The following is a 17,672-nucleotide window of genomic DNA, read 5'->3' as shown; positions in this document are numbered from 1 at the left end:
CTTGAAAATTGACCCACGGCCGATTGCTGATTGTTGTCCCAATAATTGTGGATGACCTTAGCAGCAGTGTCTTCGCTGAAGACTCATCTGGCCCCACCGCATGCAGGCCTGCTGAACGGTGTCTACGGTGCAGTTCAAACGGCTCATCGTCTTCGATACCCTCTTTGTCCTTGCGCTTTCGCTCACACGATTTGATCTTTCTCTGGGCGGCCAAGGTGCTGTGTTGCAGGCGGTAGGACTCGTTGTCCATTTCGACGATAGGGCAGCTGTGTGTCAGCCGATCCACTGGGTAAGTGGCGATATCGGGCAATGAGCCCAGCGCTTGCAACGTTGCAACCTGAACAAACCGACGTCCCGGTTAAATCTTGAATTGCCTCAACAGGCCTTCAAGGCGATGACCGATGGCGTACAGTTCATCGACTGTGTGTACGCCGCTTTGCGTCTGGTCTGCGACGTTTTCAATCGCGTGGGCTATCTGATGGACGCTCCGATTGATTTCTTCGGCGACCGACGTCTGCTCTTGCGCGGCGCTGGCGATGTGCGCGTTCATCGTATTGATGGTGACGATCAACTCGACCGCTTTGCCCAGCGACTGCCCGGCTTGTTCCGCGTGCAGGCTGGCGCCATGACCTGCTGCGCCTGAATGGCTCATCGCAGTGACGACCTTGGTTGTGGCCAGGTTAAGGCGCTCGATCATCGCTTGAATTTCCTGGGTACTAAGTTGCGTCCGGCTTGCCAGCGCACGTACTTCATCGGCAACCACTGCAAATCCGCGCCCCGCGTCCCCGGCTCGTGCCGCTTCGATCGCGGCATTAAGTGCCAGAAGGTTGGTTTGCTCTGCGATCGAGCGGATGACATCAAGCACCGTGACAATGCCTTCTACATCGCCTTGCAGGCTTTTCAACGAGACGCCTCCCGCGGACAAGTCCTCGGTCAGGGTGCCCAGTCGGGCGATGCTTTCATTGACGACCTGCCTGGCGTGCTGGGCCTGCAAATCGGTTTCGCCTGCTGCATCTGACGCGCTCTGAGCACTGATGGCTACCTCTTGCGCCGCGGATGACATTTGATTAATTGCTGCGGCGACCTGATCGGTTTCCTGGCGTTGCTGTTCCATGACCTGATCGATGCATTTGCTCTGTTCGGCCACTTGGGTGACCGATGTATTCAGCTCTCGGGCCATGCCGACGATCTGGCTGACCAGCCCATGAATCTTATCCGCGAAGGCGTTGAACGACACGGCCACCTGGCCGAACTCGTCGCGGCTGATGGGTAAGCGCCGCGTCAGATCGCCTTCGCCCGCTGCGATCTCATCAAGGTGCTCACGAATCCGTGACAGGGGGCGCAGGCTGCTTTTAACCAATAACAAGGCGAGCACGCCGGTGATTCCGAGCGCAACCAAGGCGATGACGGTTATCCCATAGACAAGGCTGCGCACGCGCTGATGGATTTCCCCTCGTACTTTGGCAACCTGGCTTTCGATACTGTCCAGGTTAATCGCGGTGACCACGACCATGTCCCAAGCAGGCAGGTAAAAGCTGTAAGCAAGCTTGGGAACGACTTTATCCGTATTGATCAGGGCGCCTGAATAATTGACGAAGTGGGTGTCGTTCTTCGCTGCGGCCACCATTTCCCGGTTCAGGTAAATTCCATTCTTGTCTTTGCGGTCGCTCATGTTAGTGCCGACGCCTTCGCGGCTGTCGCCCCGAAACAGGCGTACGACCTGACTGTCGTAACCGATGAAATAGCCGTCGTCCCCATACTTCATTTGGGACAGTCGCGCGATCGCCAGCGCACGCGTTGCTTTGTCCCCCGTCTCTGCCTGCGCATACAGTTCCGCTACTGAGGTTCGGGCAAGGTTGGCGTAGTCTTTCAAGCGCTCCCGGCTTTCATCAAGCAGGCGTTCCCGAGTCACCGTGACTTCTTGCTCGGCGCTCGACAGCAGAGTGGTGCTCGTTGTCAGCGCCAGCACCGTGGACAACAGCACCACCGGGGCCAGCACCAGCATCAGTACTTTGTTTTTAAACAGCATGCTTGGGGTTCCTCACCTGAATCTGTATGAACGCGGCCGCAAGGGCCGCGATCGTCGACTTACCAAAGGGCGATGTCATAGGTGAGGTAGAGGCGATTGCTGTCGCGGCCGCGGGAGAACTCAGAACGGTAGACATAGTTGCGCATGCGCACGCCCAGCCCCTTGAACGTGCCGGCTTGCACAACGTAAGCCAGCTCGGTATCACGCTCCCATTCCTTGACCGTGGTCGTGGACTTGCCGTCATTGCCGCTCAGGTAGCGCGTTGAAAAGGTCAAGCCGGGCACGCCGACGGCGGCGAAGTTGTAGCCGTAGTTGAGCATCCAGGTCTTCTCATCCTCCTCAATGAATTTGCCGATGCCGGCATTACTGAACGAGTAGACAGTTGCGCCGCTGATGTAGGGTAAACCGGCATCACCGCGAAGGGTTTGGTAGCCGCCTCCGACGGTATGGCCTGCGATCACGTAGGACAACTGGCCGCTGAGCATGTCATTGTCGATTTTGCCTGCGTAGGCAGAGCCGCTATCAACGCTGTTGAAGTAGCGCAGGTCGCTGGTCAACACGCCACCGGCAAGCGGAAGGTCGTGCTGGATGCCGGCGAAGTTCTGTCGGTAAAAGTTCTCCAGCTCCCCGTAGAAATAGCTCAGGCGAACATTCTTACCCCATTTGTACTCGGCCCCGGCGTAGTTGAAATCTCCCGATTTTTCCCCGCTGTAGCCATCAGGCACGATCGGCACGCTGTTGGTGGAGTCCCGTAATTTGAAACGGTCCAGATGCCCGCCGGTGACGGTCAGGTTCTCGATGTCGGTGCTGCTGACCTGGGTGCCCTGGTAGGTCTGGGGCAACAAGCGTGCATCGTTGTAAATCAGCACCGGCGTCTTGGGCAGCAAGGTGCCGTACTTGACGGTGGTTTTGGCGAACCTGACTTTTGCGGTAGCGCCGGCGCTGGCAAACTCGTCGGCCGCTCGCCCGTCATCATGCACCGGCATAAGCCCGGTACCACTGCGACCGCGCCCTGAATCAAGCTTTACGCCATACAGCCCCAGGGCATCCACGCCGAAGCCGAGGGTGCCGGCGGTAAATCCGGACTGATAGTCCAGCAGAAATCCCTGGGCCCACTCGGTGCGCTCGCTTTTTGCGGTGCGCGCAGCCCGTGCGCTCAAGCCGTGCTCGTCGCGAAAGTTCTCGTTGAAATACACGTTACGCAGTTGCAGCTTGAGTTTGCTGTCATCAATAAAACCTTCGGCGTTGGCCCCTGCGACGGGTACCAGGCCTAACGCGCAAAACAAAGCCCGACGGGTATACACATGGTTCATGGCAAATGACTCGTTGTTGTTATTTGGGGTACAGGGCGACACGCGCCTCGTGAGTGAGGCGCGATGGAAGGCAGCAGAGGTTGTGGGTGAATCAGGTGAAGAGGCTGATGGCCCCGGTCAACAAGGCCAGCGCGGTGACGACCAGAGAGGTCAGCACGGCCCATTTGACGGTGGCTTTCTGGAAGTCGCCAATATCGCGATCGACCATGCCCACCAGCAACAGGGTCGAGGCCACCAGCGGACTCATGAGGTGAACGGGCTGCCCCAGGATCGAGGCGCGCGCGATTTCCACCGGGTCGATGCCATAAGCGGCGGCGGCATTAGCCAGGATCGGTACCACACCAAAATAGTAAGCGTCATTGGACAGTACAAAGGTCAGCGGCATGCTGGTGATCGCAACCACTAATGGAAACAGGTGACCCCAGGACGGCGGGATCCAGTCGACGAGGGTCTGTGCCAGGGCATCCACCATCTTTGTGCCGGAGAAGATCCCGGCAAAGATCCCGGCGGCAAATACCAGCAACACCACAGTCATGGCATTGCCCGAGTGCGCCAGGATGCGTTCTTTCTGAATGTCCAATTGCGGGTAGTTGATCATCAGCGCGAGCACGAAGCCGATCAGGAACAGGATCGCGGAATGCATCAGCCCCATCACCAGGGCCGCCATCACCGCTATAACCAGCACCAGATTGACATAGGCCAGCTTCGGACGTTTGTGGGGCGTGTCCTCAAGAATCGCGTTGATGTAGCAATCGCCGCCGCCGCTTTGCAGTTGCACGTTGCCGATACGCTTGCGCTCTGCGCGACCCAGTATGAAGGCCGTGAAGATCACCCACAGGGCGCCGCCGATCATAGTCGGCAGCAACGGCACGAAGTATTCACCGGCATCCAGGCCCAGCGCGGCAATAGCCCGTGTCGCGGGGCCGCCCCAGGGCGTCATGCCACTCATGATGCTCAGCGACAGCATGGAGATGGTCGCGAGGATCATCGGGTTCATGCCGATACGTTTATACAGCGGCAGCATCGCTGCGCAGGTGATCATGTAGGTCGTTGTGCCGTCGCCATCGAGAGCCACCAACAACGACAGTAAGGCAGTGCCTACCGCGATCTTCATCGGGTCGCCATTGACCCGCTTCAGGATTTTGCGGATCAGCGGGTCGAACAAGCCTGCGTCGATCATCAGGCCGAAGAACAGGATGGCAAACAACAGCAGTGCGGCAGACGGTGCGACCATTTTCAGGCCGTCTAGCATCATCTTGCCGGTGGTGCCGCCGAAGCCACCTATGACCGCGAAGACAATAGGCACCACAGTGAGTGCGACGATCGGCGACAAGCGTTTCGTCATGATGAGGAAGGTGAATACGACCACCATGGCCAAGCCAAGGAAAGCGAGCATAGAACGATTCTCTTGTTGTTATCGTAAAAATGGCTGACGCCGAGGCGCACGAGCCCTGACCCGCCGGGCGGCACAACGGCGCCTGGCGGGGAGGGGGGTCAGTCAAGTCAGGGGGGAGGTGTTATCCGGTTTTCTCTAGGCGCGTTTGGCGACCTTCAAGTCTTTCCAGGCGTTTCCTGGTGCCTCGGAAGATTTTGCGTCGAGCATCCGGTTCAGCGTTTCGCGGTGGCAGGCATTTTCAGACATCGAAATCACTACCGTTGCTACAGCGTTACTGGCCAGGCTGGTCAGGGCGCGCGCTTCAGACATGAAGCGGTCAACGCCGATCAGCAATGCCAGGCCGGCCAAGGGGATGTCGTGAATGACCGTCAGGGTCGAGGCAAGCGCCACGAACCCGCTGCCAGTAACGCCGGCGGCACCTTTGGAGGACAACAGCATGATCGCCAACATGGTGATGATTTGCGTCAGGCTCAGGTCGATGTTGCAGGCCTGGGCAATGAAAATCGCCGCCAACGAGAGGTAGATGGCCGTGCCGTCCAGGTTGAACGAGTAGCCGGTGGGCAGTACCAGGCCCACGACGCCTTTTTTGCAACCCAGTGCTTCGAGTTTCTCCAGCATGCGCGGCATCACAGGTTCCGTGGAAGAGGTGCCGAGTACCACCAGGAACTCTTCCCGAAAGTAGCGCAGCAGTTTCCACAGACTGAAGCCGTTGGCGCGGCAAATGCTACCCAGTACCACGAAGACGAAAAAGCCGCAGGCGATGTACAAGGTCATGATCAACTTCGCCAGCGAACCCAGCGAGGTGATGCCGTACTGGCCGACAGTGAACGCCAAGGCTCCAAAAGCGCCGACCGGTGCAAAACGCATCAGGTAAGAAAAGATCTTGAAGACCATTTGCGAGGCGGATTCGAGCACGTCGAGTACCGGTTTGCCACGCTCGCCCAGCGACGACAAGGCAAAGCCGGACAACACCGCAATAAACAGCACCGGCAACACCTCACCTTTACTGAAGGCGCCGATAAAAGTCTCGGGAATGATGTGCATGAAAAACTCCACAACCCCAAGCTTTGCGGCCGACTCCGTGTATTGGGCCAATCCTTTAGTGCTCAACTGGGTGGGATCAATGTTCATGCCGGCGCCCGGCTGGAACACGTACACCGCGACCAGGCCAATCAATAGGCTGATCACCGTCAGGACGAAGAACAGCAGCATGGTTTTGCCGAGCAGGCGTCCGAGCGAGCGTTTGTCGCTCATCCCGGCGATGCCGGTGACGATGGTGCAGAACACCACGGGGGCAATCATCATCTTGATAAGTTTGATGAACGCGTCACCCAGCGGTTTGAGTGCAATGGCCTGCTGGGCCCAGAAATGCCCGACCACGATGCCGAGCACCACGGCGCAGAGAATCTGGAAGTAGAGCGATTTAACAACTTTCATGGCATCACCCATTTTTAGAATTGTGCGGATGCAAAAATGCCAACGACCGCCGGAATTATCCGGCGAGGCGCTGAGAGTCAGTGGCGTAGACGTAACCGGAAAAAAGCCTGCGCGCGGTGCGTACGACGGACGCTTGAATTGTCTCACCGTTGACGCCGGTGTAGGACAATACGACATCAATTCCGCCGCTCGGGTGTTCGATGCGCACCGCTTCAAGGCGCGGCGTACTGATCCCGCCGAGCATCTGCGCGACGATGCTGCCCTCTATCACGCACGCGGTAGCTAAACCAATCGAGCCCGTAATGGCCAGCGCGCGGTGGCAGCTGTGTGGCATGAAATAGCGAACCTGAATCGTACCGCCGGCTTTCGCAGGCGACACCAGGACCGGCTTGGGAATTACCTTGTTGCTGACATCGCCTAAGCCCATGGCCAAGCCGGCCTGAAGCCGCAGTGCCTCAAGGCGTCGCAGGAATTCTTTATCAGCGTCCAGTTCCGCTGGGGTCTCATCGCCACGCTTGCCCAGTTGGCTGGCCTCGACGAGCACCATGGGCATCGCCATGTCGATACAGGTCACCGCAATGCCGTCGATGACGTCTTGTGTGTTGCCAGTGGGAAAGAGTTTGCCTGTCTTGCTGCCGGCTGCATCCAGGAAGGTCAATTGCACCGGCGCCGCGGTACCGGGCACGCCATCAATGGCGGTATCACCCTCATAACTGACTTTGCCATTCGGTGTGTACACCTCGGAATGGATGAACGTCCCAGTGTTTACGTTGCGAATACGTACACGAGTGCGCTCTTGGGTGGCTTTGACCAGGCCCTGTTCGATGGCGAACGGGCCAACCGCGCACAGCATGTTGCCGCAGTTGGGGGCGCTGTCGACCCGGCGTTGTGAAACCATCACTTGAACGAACAAGTAATCAACGTCCGCATCCGGGTGCAGCGAAGGGCTGACAATCGCAACCTTGCTGGTTTGCGGATTGCCACCGCCAATTCCGTCGATCTCCAGTTCATGACCGGAGCCCATCAGGTTGAGTAGCAGTTCGTCACGGGCCTCAACGGCTGCGGGCAAGTCCCAGTCGAGAAAAACCGGACCTTTTGAGGTACCACCACGCATCAGCACACAGGGAATTCTTTGCATGACACTGACTCTTGTTGATCAATCGGTGTAATTGATGTTCTTGGAGCAAGAGTCTCAAGCTTTAAAAAATGTTTCAAATGCAAAAATTGAAGCGATTATTGCGTTTTGCGAATGATAAATTTACGCTGAATTTCTTTTTGACGCTTTCTGCTGACGAGATAAGACATGGAATATGAGCTAAACGATATCCGATCATTCGTGAAAATCGCCGAGCTTGGGAGCTTTCACGAAGCAGCTGATGCCTTGCACCTGTCTCAACCCGCACTCAGTCGGCGGATAAAAAAGCTGGAAGAGGGGTTGGGCACCGCATTGCTTGATCGCACCACGCGCAAGGTCAGTCTCACGAGCGTCGGCCGTGACTTTCTTCCAAAGGCACGTCGGTTGCTGGACGACTTCGATGAGTCGATTCTCAATATCCGTGAATTGGCCGAACGCCAGATTGGCCGTGTCACCCTGGCGTGCATCCCTACTGCCGCATTCTATTTTTTGCCCTCAGTGATCCGCCTGTATAACGAGCGCTATCCAAAAATCCGCATCCGTCTGCTGGATTTGAGTGCCAATGAGGGGCTTGAAGCGGTACTGCGCGGGGAAGCCGACTTCGGTATCAATATGATGAGTGGGCAGCATCCGGACATTGAGTTCGTCCCATTGGTCAGCGAACCTTTTGTATTGGCGTGCCGGCGTGATCATGAATTGGCCGGACGCAGTTCGGTCACCTGGTCTGAATTGAGCGATTATCGTCTTATCGGGGTAGGGCGGCTGAGCGGTAACCGGATGCTGCTCGATCACGCGTTGTCTGGCTTGAGTTGGCGGCCGCAATGGTTCTACGAAGTCCAGCACCTCTCTACTTCGCTGGGGCTGGTGGAGGCTGGGCTGGGGGTTTCGGCGATGCCGAGCCTGGCCATGCCGGCGGAAGATCATCCCACTTTGGTCAGCGTCCCGTTGATCGAGCCAGTGGTAAACCGCTCATTGGGACTGGTCTACCGCCGCGGGGCATCGCTCTCGCCGGCAGCGGAAAAATTCGTCTCGATACTGCTTGAGCAGTGGCCGCAATGAGCCATACGGCGAGTATTTTTTCTCAAACCCGACGCGGCTCGCCCTCGGCAATCTTGCGCATCAGGCTCAGGTAGCGACTCGCTGCCAGCCCCAGGGGGCGGTTCTTTACCCAGATGATATCGACCCATAACCGCATCTGACTTGGCATGTAGTCAAACACCACCTCCGTCAATGCACCCGAAGTGATCAAGGGTTGTACCAGCGGCTGTGGAAGATAAGCCCAGCCCAATCCTTGCTGCACCAGGTCCAGCGTTGCCAGGTAATTGTCGCTGTGCCAAATGCGCCGTGACAGCACAACACGTGGATCAGAGTCGGTAGGTCCTCCAGTAGCCACGATGATCTGCCGAACGTTGACCAGTTGCTCTTCACTCAAGGGGCTTTTCTTGCCGGCGGCGGCAGGATGATCAGGAGAGGCAACGGCCACCAGCAACTGGCTTCCCGCCTCAAGAAACGTCTCCCGCTCGTCGAGCCCTGGTCGTTCAAATCCAAGCGCCAATTGCACACGTCCCTCATGGAGCATGCGCATCGCCTCCGGATGGGACGCGGAGCGAATCTCGATTTCAAGCGTGGGGAACTCGCTGGCGATAATGGACAGCGGACGATTCCATACGCCTGTTTGCAACTCCGGCGCCATCGCAAGGACCAGGCGCTCCTCCAACCCTTGATGAAGCTGGAGAGCATGGGCGTCCAGCAGGTTTAGCTGGCTGGCGACCTGTCGTGCCTGGGGCTCAAGTGCTTTGGCGGCGGCCGTAGGAATGGCTTTGCGGGTTGATCGGTCAAAAAGCAATAAATCCAGCTCTGCTTCAAGCTGCGACACCGCCATGTTGATGGCCGAGGGTACCCGGCCCAATTTGCGTGCGGCGGCAGAAAAGGAGCCGCTGTCGACAACCGCAAGGAAAACTTTCAGTGACTCACTGGTAAACGCCATGGTGGTTGTCAGATTTTCTGATGATGATCGTCTTTATTTATCAGATTTATTAGCCTAATTTCCACTTCTATTACAAGTTAAGTACGTGGGGAACACCATGTTAAATACTGATTTGAGGGGGCAAGTGGCACTTATCAGTGGTGCCGGAAGTGAAGCGGGTATTGGTATGGCGATCGCACGCAGGCTGGGTGAAGCGGGCGCGAGATTGATCATCACCGCTAGCAGCAACCGCATCGAGGATCGAGTTAAAGAGTTACTCGCAGAAGGGTTTGAAGTTGAAGGCCGGGCAACTGACCTCACCGATGAACGTCAGGTGCGTGAATTCGGCCTATGGGCCGCGTCAGTCTGGGGGCGGATCGATATTCTGGTGAACAATGCCGGTATGGCCATGCAAGGAAGCCCTGAAGTTTTCTCGGAATTGGCAACGATGGAACTGCATGAGTGGAATCTTTCACTGGCCAGAAACGTAACGACCGCTTTTCTTCTGACACGAGCCGTTTTGCCCGGTATGAGGGCGAGAAGTTACGGGCGCATTGTCAATATCAGTTCGACCACGGGCACCCGAGGGAGCAATCCGGGGGAAGCCGCTTATAGCGCCGCCAAGGCAGCGATGGTGGGCATGAACATGGGGCTTGCGCTTGAAGTCGCCAAGCAGGGGATTACCGTCAACAGTGTGGCCCCTGGCTGGATCACCACGGGCTCAACCACGCCCGCTGAAGCCGAGGCGGGGCGCTTCACCCCGATTGGGCGCGCAGGCAGCCCCCGCGAAGTGGCGGCGGCGGTTGCATTTCTGGCATCGCCTGACGCCAGTTACATCACTGGGGAAGTCCTCGTGGTGGATGGCGGTAACTGTCTGGTCGAGAACAAAGCCCCTCACGGCGATTATTAAGTTTGAATACGCTTTAGCGCGCTCAATCCACGATATTGGGCGGGGGCTATAACCGAGATTTATAAAAGCGCGATGTATCAAAGAACCGTTGAGTTCTTTGAGCCGTATCCGGCTGTCATTCAGCAACGGACTTTTAATTAAGTTGATAATTAACATAGGGTATTGATCATGTCGAAAAGTGGAATTAGTGAATCAGCGATTGCTGCTTTTACCGCCTCCGAGCGTGCCCGGTTTATAGAAAACAACCCAACTTCACTGGCGCTGGCCTCGCGCGCCAAGGCGAATCTGTTCAACGGTGTGCCCATGCACTGGATGAGCGACTGGTCGATGCCTTCGCCGCTCTTCGTACAGCGTGCAAAAGGGGCGCGCTTCACCGACGTTGACGGGCATGAATACATAGACTTTTGCCTTGGCGACACCGGCACGATGTTTGGCCATTCACCTGATCCTATTGTCCGCGCCATAACCGAGCAGGCGAATAATGGCTTGACCACGATGCTGCCCGGCGAAGACGCGGTGGTCTGCGGCGAGTTGCTGGCTCGGCGATTCGAGCTGCCTTACTGGCAAGTGACCGCCAATGCGACTGACGCCAACCGGTATGTGCTGCGCTGGGCGCGCGCGATCACCCAGCGCAACGTCTTGCTGGTGTTCGATGGCTGCTACCACGGCACCGTGGATGACGTGATGGTGCGCTACCGCGACGGCAAAACAGTGCACCGTTCAGGTCTTGTGGGCCAAGCCTACGACTTGAGCCAATACAGTCGATCTATCCCCTTCAACGATGTCGCCGCACTGGAGGCGGCGTTAGCCCAGGGCGATGTGTGCGCGCTGATGTGCGAGCCGGCGATGACGAACATTGGCATGGTCCTGCCGGATCCGGGGTTCATGCAAAAGTGCCGAGAGCTGACCCTTAAATATGGCAGCCTGTTGGTCATTGATGAGACCCACACTATTTCCACCGGCCTCGGTGGATGCACTCGCCAGTGGGATTTGAAACCCGACTTTTTCGTGGTGGGTAAACCCATTGCAGGTGGCGTGCCTTGCGCGGTGTTTGGCGTTAGCGAGCCAGTCGCCTCGGCTATGCGCGACGTCCAGAAGACCATCAGCGAGGAGAGCGGCGGGCATGGCCACAGTGGCATGGGAACGACGCTGTCCGCCAATGCCCTGGCGATGCGTTGCATGCGCGTCAGTCTTGAAGAGGTCATGACAGAGTCTGCATACGAGCACATGTTGCCCCTGGCCTCAAGGCTGGCCCAGGGATTTCGAGGGTTGTTCAAGCGGCACCAACTGAACTGGTCTGTCACAGAGTTGGGCGCGCGTTGTGAGTTTCAATTCTGTGCTACCTCGCCAAGAACAGGCGCGCAAGCCGAGGCGGCTTTTCATGACAGCCTTCAAATGGCGCTGCATCTTTATCTCATCAACCGCGGAATCCTGATCACGCCTTTTCACAACATGACCCTGTGCTGTCCGCAAACAAGTGATGCGGATATCGACAGGCTGATCGCTGAGTTGGATAACGCGCTGACCACCCTGCTTGCCCTACCTGGCGCGCGGGTTATCGCTTCATAACTGCACGTCTGAAAACGCCATTGTTCTTAAATACTGCCAGTCGCTTGAATAAGCGCTAAGAGGTTTGACATGCAATTTGCGGATAAAAAAGAGGCCGTAGATTATCTGGCCGCCCACCCTGAAGTGCTGAGCATCGAGTTGTTCCTTATCGACGCGAATGGCGTTCCACGGGGCAAATTGTTGCATCGCGACGAACTGCTGGCGATCTACGAAAATGGTCGGCCATTGCCAAGTTCCATTCTCGCCTTGACCGTGCAGGGTGAAGACGTAGAAGACACAGGCTTGGTCTGGGATGTTGCTGACGCCGATTGTTGGACGTACCCCTTGGCGGGAAGCCTGACCTTGCAACCCTGGCGCACCAACCCCACCGGTCAAGTGCAGGTGAGCATGCACCCGACCCAAGGTATTCCCGCCGCACCGGCGGACCCGCGTCACGTACTGGTGAACGCCATCGAGCGGCTGAAAGCCGATGGATTCCATCCGGTCATGGCCGTCGAGTTGGAGTTCTACCTGCTGGACCGACAACGCGACGTCAACGGTCGGCCGCAGCCGGCGTTGCAGACCAATGGCGTACGCCCTGTTGCTCCACAGGTCTATGGCGTATACGAGCTGGAGCAGCTTCAACCGTTTCTTGATGACCTCTACGCGGCGTGCGCGCTGCAGGGGTTGCCGGTACGTACGGCGATATCCGAGTACGCGCCAGGCCAGGTCGAGTTGACGCTGGAGCATCGTTTCGACGCACTCCAGGCCATTGATGAAGGCGTACGTTACAAACGCCTGGTCAAGGGGGTGGCCAACAAACATGGGCTGCAAGCGTGCTTCATGGCCAAGCCATTCAGCGATCAGGCCGGCAGCGGTATGCACCTGCACGTCAGCCTGGCCGACGAGCACGGGAATAACCTGTATGCGAGTGAAGACCCACAGGGTACGCCACTGTTGCGGCACTCCATCGGCGGGATGATGGAGACCTTGTTTGACTCGCTGGCGATATTTTGCCCCCATGCCAATTCCTATCGACGCTTCCAGACCGGTAGTTACGCGCCGCTGGCTAAAAGTTGGGGCGTCAACAACCGTACGGTGTCGTTCCGCGTGCCCGGCGGCCCTGCCATCAGTCGGCACATCGAACACCGCATTTGCGGTGCCGATGCCAACCCCTATCTCGCCGCTGCCGCGTTACTGGCGGGTATTCACCACGGCATCACTCATCAAAGCGATCCCGGCGCGGCGATTGTGGGGAATGGCTATGAACAGGCGACCGATTTTCTACCCACCGACTGGCTGACAGCGTTGCAGGCACTGCAACGCTCAACCTGGGCACGTGAGGCGCTGGGCGCTGAATTCCTGAAGGTGTTCCTGGCGATCAAGTGGCGCGAGTTCCGTCAATTCAATGCTGAAGTCGGAGAGCAGGACTGGCGCTGGTACCTCACTCACGCATGAATGTCGACCCGTCGGGACGCCTTGGAACGGACCGCTGAGGCTACCTGACCTTTTTCTTGCGTGGCTGGCGCGTGGCCAAATGCTCGAAGCAAAAAGAGGCCGTGCCGAACACGGCGATTATGGTCAGCACGATCATGCCTAGGGTTGAGTTTTCCACGATGGGCGTCCTACGTGATGGAGTAGGCGTCCACGGTAGAGTTACGGCGAAAGCGCCTCAATAGACCCGACGCAATCCTTACGACGCCGGGCCCATTATTACGCACTCTTTACGGGGCGTTGCGGCTGTGGCGGTAATCGCTGACGGCCTCGTACACCGCCTTGCGCAAGCGGTTGATACCACCGATAGGGCGGTGTTCTTCCACGCCGAACCACGGGTTGAATGACTGGTTGTCACACGCCAGGTTCAGTTCAGGTGTATCGAAATCCTGAGCAGGGATCCGCACCTTGGCTACGCTTTCATAGGCCGCATCGCTCTCCTTCCATTCAATGCTGGTGTCTTCGATCGGCATGAATTTCTGCGGGTTCTGCCGCTGGATCTGCAGCACGAAACACGCCGGCACGCGGTCCATGGACAACTGCTGGCTCAGGGCGCTGCGCAGGAAGTTCGGCAGGTCCTGGTTCTGTTTGGGCAGGACGTATTCCGGGCAGCTCTGCGGGTCTGGCGCCACGCGGAACTTGGCATTCGCCGCGCCGAACTTGTAGGGCGATACCGAGAAATACGTAGTTTGCGTCGGGCTTGCCGGGGCCGGTGCCAGGGTTGCCAGGGCGATAAATAGATGACGCACCTGCCAAGTGCGTGGGTCAGCCTTGGGGAAGAACGCCAAGACTTTTTTGCCATCGGCCTGGGCGCCGATGTTCTGCGCGTATTCCGCCACATCGCTGACAAAGAAGTTCGGATGGCTAAACATCACGAAGTCCTGTTCCGTGCGGGTCTGCTGGTCGGCCAGCAGTTGTTTGCCCGGCACGTCCAACAGCTTGAGCGCCATGCCCCGGGCATCGCGAATGCTGTCGAACTGCGGGTAGGCGTTGCCGTTGGACAACCGCATCATGGCCTGCCAGGTCTTGCCCGGTTCGGCGAATACACCCTGGCGTAATGCCGGGTCGAGATCCGCCAGTACGCTGACTTCGGCCTTCACGCAGCCGTGGGCCTTGGCATGGGCATCGCGCAGGTAGCGCGTGCCTTCGCGGTGCTGGTCAACGATGCGCACCGCCGTCTGGATGATGCCCTGAGTCATCGCGGCTTCACCTGCCGGGACGTGTTCATCCGGCGACACCGGCCCGCTGTGCTGCCAGGCATACCAGGCGGTAGCGGCCAGCCAGCCGAGCAAGCCCAGTCCGACCAGCCACAACAGGGTCTTGCCGAGAAACCTCCCAATGCGCAGCCACAGGCGGGCGAGCAGGGACGGTTGGTCGTATCGAGATCGAATCATCATGGCAATTGTTGCTCCAGCGGGCCGCCCAGCACTTTGAGGTATTCCAGCAGCGCCCAGCGTTCCTGCGGCTGCAGGCCACGGCCGATGACGCCTTTGCCACGAGCGCCTGCACGGAATTCGTGGCCGCTGTTGTGGTTGCCGGTAATTTTGGTATCGAACAGAAAAGCATTCTTGAACGCCGCAGTCTCGAAACCGAGATGGCGAGGGTCGTAGTCGAAGGTGCCTTTATAGAACGTGGTGCTGCGCTCGTCCTGGGGCGAGAGCAATTGGTAGATCGTCGGCACCGAACCGTTATGCAGGAATGGCGGGGTGGCCCACACGCCCGCCAGTGGACGGGCCTTGTAGGCACGCAGCTCGCGCACGCCAATCGGAAGGCCAAAACCATCCAGGCGCGGGCGTTCGGCCGGTGTGACACCGGCGGCGCGGTAAGCGTGGTCTTCGACGAAGGCGGTGACATACGCCAGGCCCTTGGCCACGGACATTTTTTTCAGGTCCAGGGGTTCGGTTGGCGTCGGGTGCAATTGGACATTCAGCTTGGACAGCTCCGCAGGGTCCCATTGCAGGGCGCTGAGGTCATAGCGCTGGTCTGCGATGTTGGTGGCGGTGCCGGGGTCGGTACCGATGTAGTCCACCGGCAGCATTTTCAGTGTCTGCACAGGGCGGCCACCTTCCTGGCTGACGGTGGGCACGTGGCAGCCGGCGCAGTTCTCGGCGAATAGCGCGCGGCCCTGAGCGGCTAGGGGCTTGTCGATAGGCCCGAACAATTCTTCGGGCCAGGTGGGCGGTTTGAGGCGTTGCAAGGTTTCTTCGATCAGGTGGAGGTCGCGCACTCGTACGCTGGACGGGTAACGCGCATCGCCTTGAAGCGGTTGGCCAGCGCCATCGAAAAACGTCAGGGTCGCCCCCACACCGAGGGCTTCGCCGATATTCCGTGCCATCGGTTGCTGGGCCGAGCCGTTCCATTGCACCCAATCGAAGGTCCAGATATCCCACAGCTGTGGGTAGTCCACAGGTGCGTTGGCGACGCGATAATTTTCCGGGGAGATGGCATCGCCGAAGCTGGCATTCGCAATGCGGCCAAACGCGTCGGTACGGCCCGGCCCTTCTTCGGTGGGGTAGAGGCCGCGGTGTGTATCGTTCCAGGCGACTTTTAGGAACTTGTTCAGCGACTGCTTGAAGTCCTGGCGCAGTTGGCTGTGTTCGGCGTCGTAACGATCACCCAGCACCTGACGGGCGAAGCGTTCGAATTTCCATGGGTTGTAATAAGTCGCTGCAAGGCTGGCGACCAAGGCCTGGCCAAAGCTGCCGCCGCGTAGTGTCGGCACGCTTGAAGGCAGCACATGCTGGGCCGAACCGCCGTCAATCCGCAAGGCCTGACCTTTGAAATGCAGCTCGCCGGTGTGGCAGGCGGCGCAGGTGATGTCCAAGTACTCAACGTTGCTGCCCGCGTTTTTATGTCGGGCAAAACCTACCGGCAGGTTGCCGGGGTTTTGCGCGGTGGGCACTTGCTTGGGATCCACAAGGAAACCGAAGCGCGCCAGGTACTCTGGCGTGGCAAAACGTCCCTCGGAGAACGGCAGCTCCAGGGCGGTGAACCAGTCGTAATGCAGGCCTTTTACCTGGGTGCCTTGGGGCGTGAAGTAATAGGTCTGGCGGTCGGCGGCGCTCCATTGATCCTGATAGTGCACCTGCTCCACGGGCACGTAGTTCGGTAGCTTGGGGTTAACGGTGTAATAGAGCACCACGGCCAGTGATAGGACCAGAATGGCGAATATCAGGAGTAAAACACGGGAAAAAATGCGCAAGATAACTATCCTTGTCGAGTTGTAGCGTTGTTATGCCACTACGCCATAAGTGCGGCAAGTGGCCATGAGCCTTATGAGAGGCGGTCCCGCGATCCGTCGCGGACGCCCATCATGAATGAAAATGCTTTTAAACACGTGAACTTATCGGAAGTTTCCTGCTCACATGCCGGTAGCCATTGGTCGTGGCCGCCTGATAAGCTCGCGACTTTATTCGAATGCCCTATTGGCGCATGAACAAGGAAATAGCATGAAACAGCATCGGTTGGCGGCGGCGGTGGCCCTGGTTAGCCTGGTACTTGCGGGTTGTGATTCGCAGACCAGCGTAGAGCTGAAAACCCCGGCGCAAAAAGCTTCCTACGGCATCGGCCTGAACATGGGCAAAAGCCTTGCTCAAGAAGGCATGGATGACCTGGATTCCAAAGCAGTAGCCCAGGGCATCGAAGATGCCGTTGGCAAGAAAGAGCAGAAGCTCAAAGACGACGAACTGGTTGAAGCGTTCGCCGCACTGCAAAAACGTGCTGAAGAACGCATGACCAAAATGAGCGAAGAGTCGGCAACCGCCGGCAAGAAATTCCTCGAAGACAACGCCAAGAAAGACGGCGTCGTCACCACCGCTTCCGGTCTGCAGTACAAGATCATCAAGAAAGCTGACGGCGCACAGCCTAAGCCGACTGACGTTGTGACTGTTCACTACACCGGTAAACTCACCAACGGCACCACCTTTGACAGCTCCGTGGATCGCGGCAGCCCGATTGACCTGCCGGTCAGCGGCGTGATCCCAGGTTGGGTCGAAGGCCTGCAACTGATGCACGTCGGCGAGAAGGTCGAGTTGTACATCCCGTCCGACCTGGCCTACGGCGCCCAGAGCCCAAGCCCGGCGATTCCAGCCAACTCCGTGCTGGTATTCGACCTGGAACTGCTGGCCATCAAGGACCCAGCCAAGGCTGAAGCTCCTGACGCACCAGCCGCCAAGAAGTAATAGGCGCCTGAACACACAACGCCCCGTCTCGACGGGGCGTTGTTGTTTCTGAAGCACTTACATTGCGGTTTGGGCAAATCCAAACGAACATCCCTGGCCAGTGGCAGTCTGATATAAGGCTAAGGCACCACTAGCCGCACACAACCGCCAAGTCAATGAAATCTTGGGTTTTTTTGATGTGCGCAAAAAACGCCCGATCTGACTGAAAGCCTTTTAAACCGTGGCTTTCAGCCAGTAAAACAGGCTCTGTTCACAAGGTTATC

13 protein-coding genes and 2 pseudogenes are annotated in these 17,672 nt (G+C 58.0%); 5 read left to right on the top strand and 10 right to left on the bottom strand.

From position 1 onward, the window contains the following. Window positions 1-136 precede the first annotated feature (136 nt). The 7 genes and pseudogenes from ACVWXD_RS15770 to ACVWXD_RS15740 form a co-directional block, all read right to left on the bottom strand. Window positions 137-289 (bottom strand): annotated as a pseudogene (locus ACVWXD_RS15770) (AAA family ATPase); the annotation flags it as partial. 69 nt (window positions 290-358) lie between these two features. Next, window positions 359-1,114 carry a methyl-accepting chemotaxis protein gene (locus ACVWXD_RS15765; RefSeq protein WP_375803682.1) on the bottom strand — a complete coding sequence of 252 codons (756 nt, stop codon included), beginning with the start codon at window positions 1,112-1,114 and terminating at the stop codon, window positions 359-361. 102 nt (window positions 1,115-1,216) lie between these two features. After that, a pseudogene (locus ACVWXD_RS15760) lies at window positions 1,217-2,005 on the bottom strand (cache domain-containing protein); the annotation flags it as partial. A gap of 83 nt (window positions 2,006-2,088) precedes the next feature. After that, the gene (locus tag ACVWXD_RS15755; protein WP_032885983.1) at window positions 2,089-3,342 is read right to left on the bottom strand and encodes an OprD family porin; all 1,254 of its coding nucleotides are present in this window, start codon (window positions 3,340-3,342) and stop codon (window positions 2,089-2,091) included. A 91-nt stretch (window positions 3,343-3,433) separates the two neighbouring features. Further along, entirely contained in the window at window positions 3,434-4,738 is a 1,305-nt protein-coding gene (locus tag ACVWXD_RS15750) for a CitMHS family transporter (protein WP_032885984.1), read from the bottom strand. A 135-nt stretch (window positions 4,739-4,873) separates the two neighbouring features. Further along, a complete protein-coding gene (locus ACVWXD_RS15745) occupies window positions 4,874-6,187 on the bottom strand; it encodes a dicarboxylate/amino acid:cation symporter (RefSeq protein ID WP_032885986.1) in 1,314 nt (437 codons plus the stop codon). Between the two features lie 43 nt (window positions 6,188-6,230). Next, window positions 6,231-7,313, bottom strand: coding sequence for a 4-oxalomesaconate tautomerase (locus ACVWXD_RS15740; protein WP_122680073.1), 1,083 nt, complete (start codon window positions 7,311-7,313; stop codon window positions 6,231-6,233). Window positions 7,314-7,478: 165 nt separating this feature from the next. Between ACVWXD_RS15740 and ACVWXD_RS15735 the strand changes: the two genes are divergently transcribed. After that, window positions 7,479-8,369, top strand: coding sequence for a LysR family transcriptional regulator (locus ACVWXD_RS15735; RefSeq protein WP_032885988.1), 891 nt, complete (start codon window positions 7,479-7,481; stop codon window positions 8,367-8,369). Between the two features lie 22 nt (window positions 8,370-8,391). On the opposite strand, the gene ACVWXD_RS15730 is transcribed toward ACVWXD_RS15735, so the two are convergent. Next, window positions 8,392-9,297 (bottom strand): LysR family transcriptional regulator, encoded by a 906-nt coding sequence (locus ACVWXD_RS15730; RefSeq protein ID WP_032885989.1) that lies wholly within the window; start codon window positions 9,295-9,297, stop codon window positions 8,392-8,394. Between the two features lie 97 nt (window positions 9,298-9,394). Between ACVWXD_RS15730 and ACVWXD_RS15725 the strand changes: the two genes are divergently transcribed. From ACVWXD_RS15725 to ACVWXD_RS15715, 3 genes are all read left to right on the top strand, one after another. Beyond that, window positions 9,395-10,186, top strand: coding sequence for an SDR family NAD(P)-dependent oxidoreductase (locus ACVWXD_RS15725; protein WP_457371177.1), 792 nt, complete (start codon window positions 9,395-9,397; stop codon window positions 10,184-10,186). Between the two features lie 168 nt (window positions 10,187-10,354). Then, window positions 10,355-11,755, top strand: coding sequence for an aspartate aminotransferase family protein (locus tag ACVWXD_RS15720; RefSeq protein ID WP_260366566.1), 1,401 nt, complete (start codon window positions 10,355-10,357; stop codon window positions 11,753-11,755). A gap of 69 nt (window positions 11,756-11,824) precedes the next feature. Further along, window positions 11,825-13,192 carry a glutamine synthetase family protein gene (locus ACVWXD_RS15715; protein ID WP_457371176.1) on the top strand — a complete coding sequence of 456 codons (1,368 nt, stop codon included), beginning with the start codon at window positions 11,825-11,827 and terminating at the stop codon, window positions 13,190-13,192. Between the two features lie 266 nt (window positions 13,193-13,458). On the opposite strand, the gene ACVWXD_RS15710 is transcribed toward ACVWXD_RS15715, so the two are convergent. Both ACVWXD_RS15710 and ACVWXD_RS15705 read right to left on the bottom strand, forming a co-directional pair. Then, window positions 13,459-14,625, bottom strand: a complete 1,167-nt coding sequence (locus ACVWXD_RS15710) for a catalase family protein (protein ID WP_457371175.1) — start codon at window positions 14,623-14,625, stop codon at window positions 13,459-13,461. Continuing rightward, on the bottom strand, window positions 14,622-16,430 hold the full coding sequence (locus ACVWXD_RS15705; protein WP_032885994.1) for a di-heme-cytochrome C peroxidase: 1,809 nt from the start codon (window positions 16,428-16,430) through the stop codon (window positions 14,622-14,624). Before ACVWXD_RS15705 ends, ACVWXD_RS15710 begins: the two co-directional genes overlap by 4 nt. 247 nt (window positions 16,431-16,677) lie before the next feature. Between ACVWXD_RS15705 and ACVWXD_RS15700 the strand changes: the two genes are divergently transcribed. Further along, window positions 16,678-17,409: an FKBP-type peptidyl-prolyl cis-trans isomerase gene (locus ACVWXD_RS15700; protein ID WP_032885995.1), complete on the top strand. Its 732-nt coding sequence runs from the start codon at window positions 16,678-16,680 to the stop codon at window positions 17,407-17,409. Window positions 17,410-17,672: the final 263 nt, after the last annotated feature.

The organism is Pseudomonas sp. TE3911 (assembly GCF_054062775.1).
This window is presented reverse-complemented; position numbering and strand designations above follow the sequence as displayed.

Bases quoted from the DNA above. Each gene is read 5' to 3' on its own strand.
- ACVWXD_RS15765 (WP_375803682.1), bottom strand. From the start codon at position 1,114: ATGGAACAGCAACGCCAGGAAACCGATCAGGTCGCCGCAGCAATTAAT.
- ACVWXD_RS15755 (WP_032885983.1), bottom strand. From the start codon at position 3,342: ATGAACCATGTGTATACCCGTCGGGCTTTGTTTTGCGCGTTAGGCCTG.
- ACVWXD_RS15750 (WP_032885984.1), bottom strand. From the start codon at position 4,738: ATGCTCGCTTTCCTTGGCTTGGCCATGGTGGTCGTATTCACCTTCCTC.
- ACVWXD_RS15745 (WP_032885986.1), bottom strand. From the start codon at position 6,187: ATGGGTGATGCCATGAAAGTTGTTAAATCGCTCTACTTCCAGATTCTC.
- ACVWXD_RS15740 (WP_122680073.1), bottom strand. From the start codon at position 7,313: ATGCAAAGAATTCCCTGTGTGCTGATGCGTGGTGGTACCTCAAAAGGT.
- ACVWXD_RS15735 (WP_032885988.1), top strand. From the start codon at position 7,479: ATGGAATATGAGCTAAACGATATCCGATCATTCGTGAAAATCGCCGAG.
- ACVWXD_RS15730 (WP_032885989.1), bottom strand. From the start codon at position 9,297: ATGGCGTTTACCAGTGAGTCACTGAAAGTTTTCCTTGCGGTTGTCGAC.
- ACVWXD_RS15725 (WP_457371177.1), top strand. From the start codon at position 9,395: ATGTTAAATACTGATTTGAGGGGGCAAGTGGCACTTATCAGTGGTGCC.
- ACVWXD_RS15720 (WP_260366566.1), top strand. From the start codon at position 10,355: ATGTCGAAAAGTGGAATTAGTGAATCAGCGATTGCTGCTTTTACCGCC.
- ACVWXD_RS15715 (WP_457371176.1), top strand. From the start codon at position 11,825: ATGCAATTTGCGGATAAAAAAGAGGCCGTAGATTATCTGGCCGCCCAC.
- ACVWXD_RS15710 (WP_457371175.1), bottom strand. From the start codon at position 14,625: ATGATGATTCGATCTCGATACGACCAACCGTCCCTGCTCGCCCGCCTG.
- ACVWXD_RS15700 (WP_032885995.1), top strand. From the start codon at position 16,678: ATGAAACAGCATCGGTTGGCGGCGGCGGTGGCCCTGGTTAGCCTGGTA.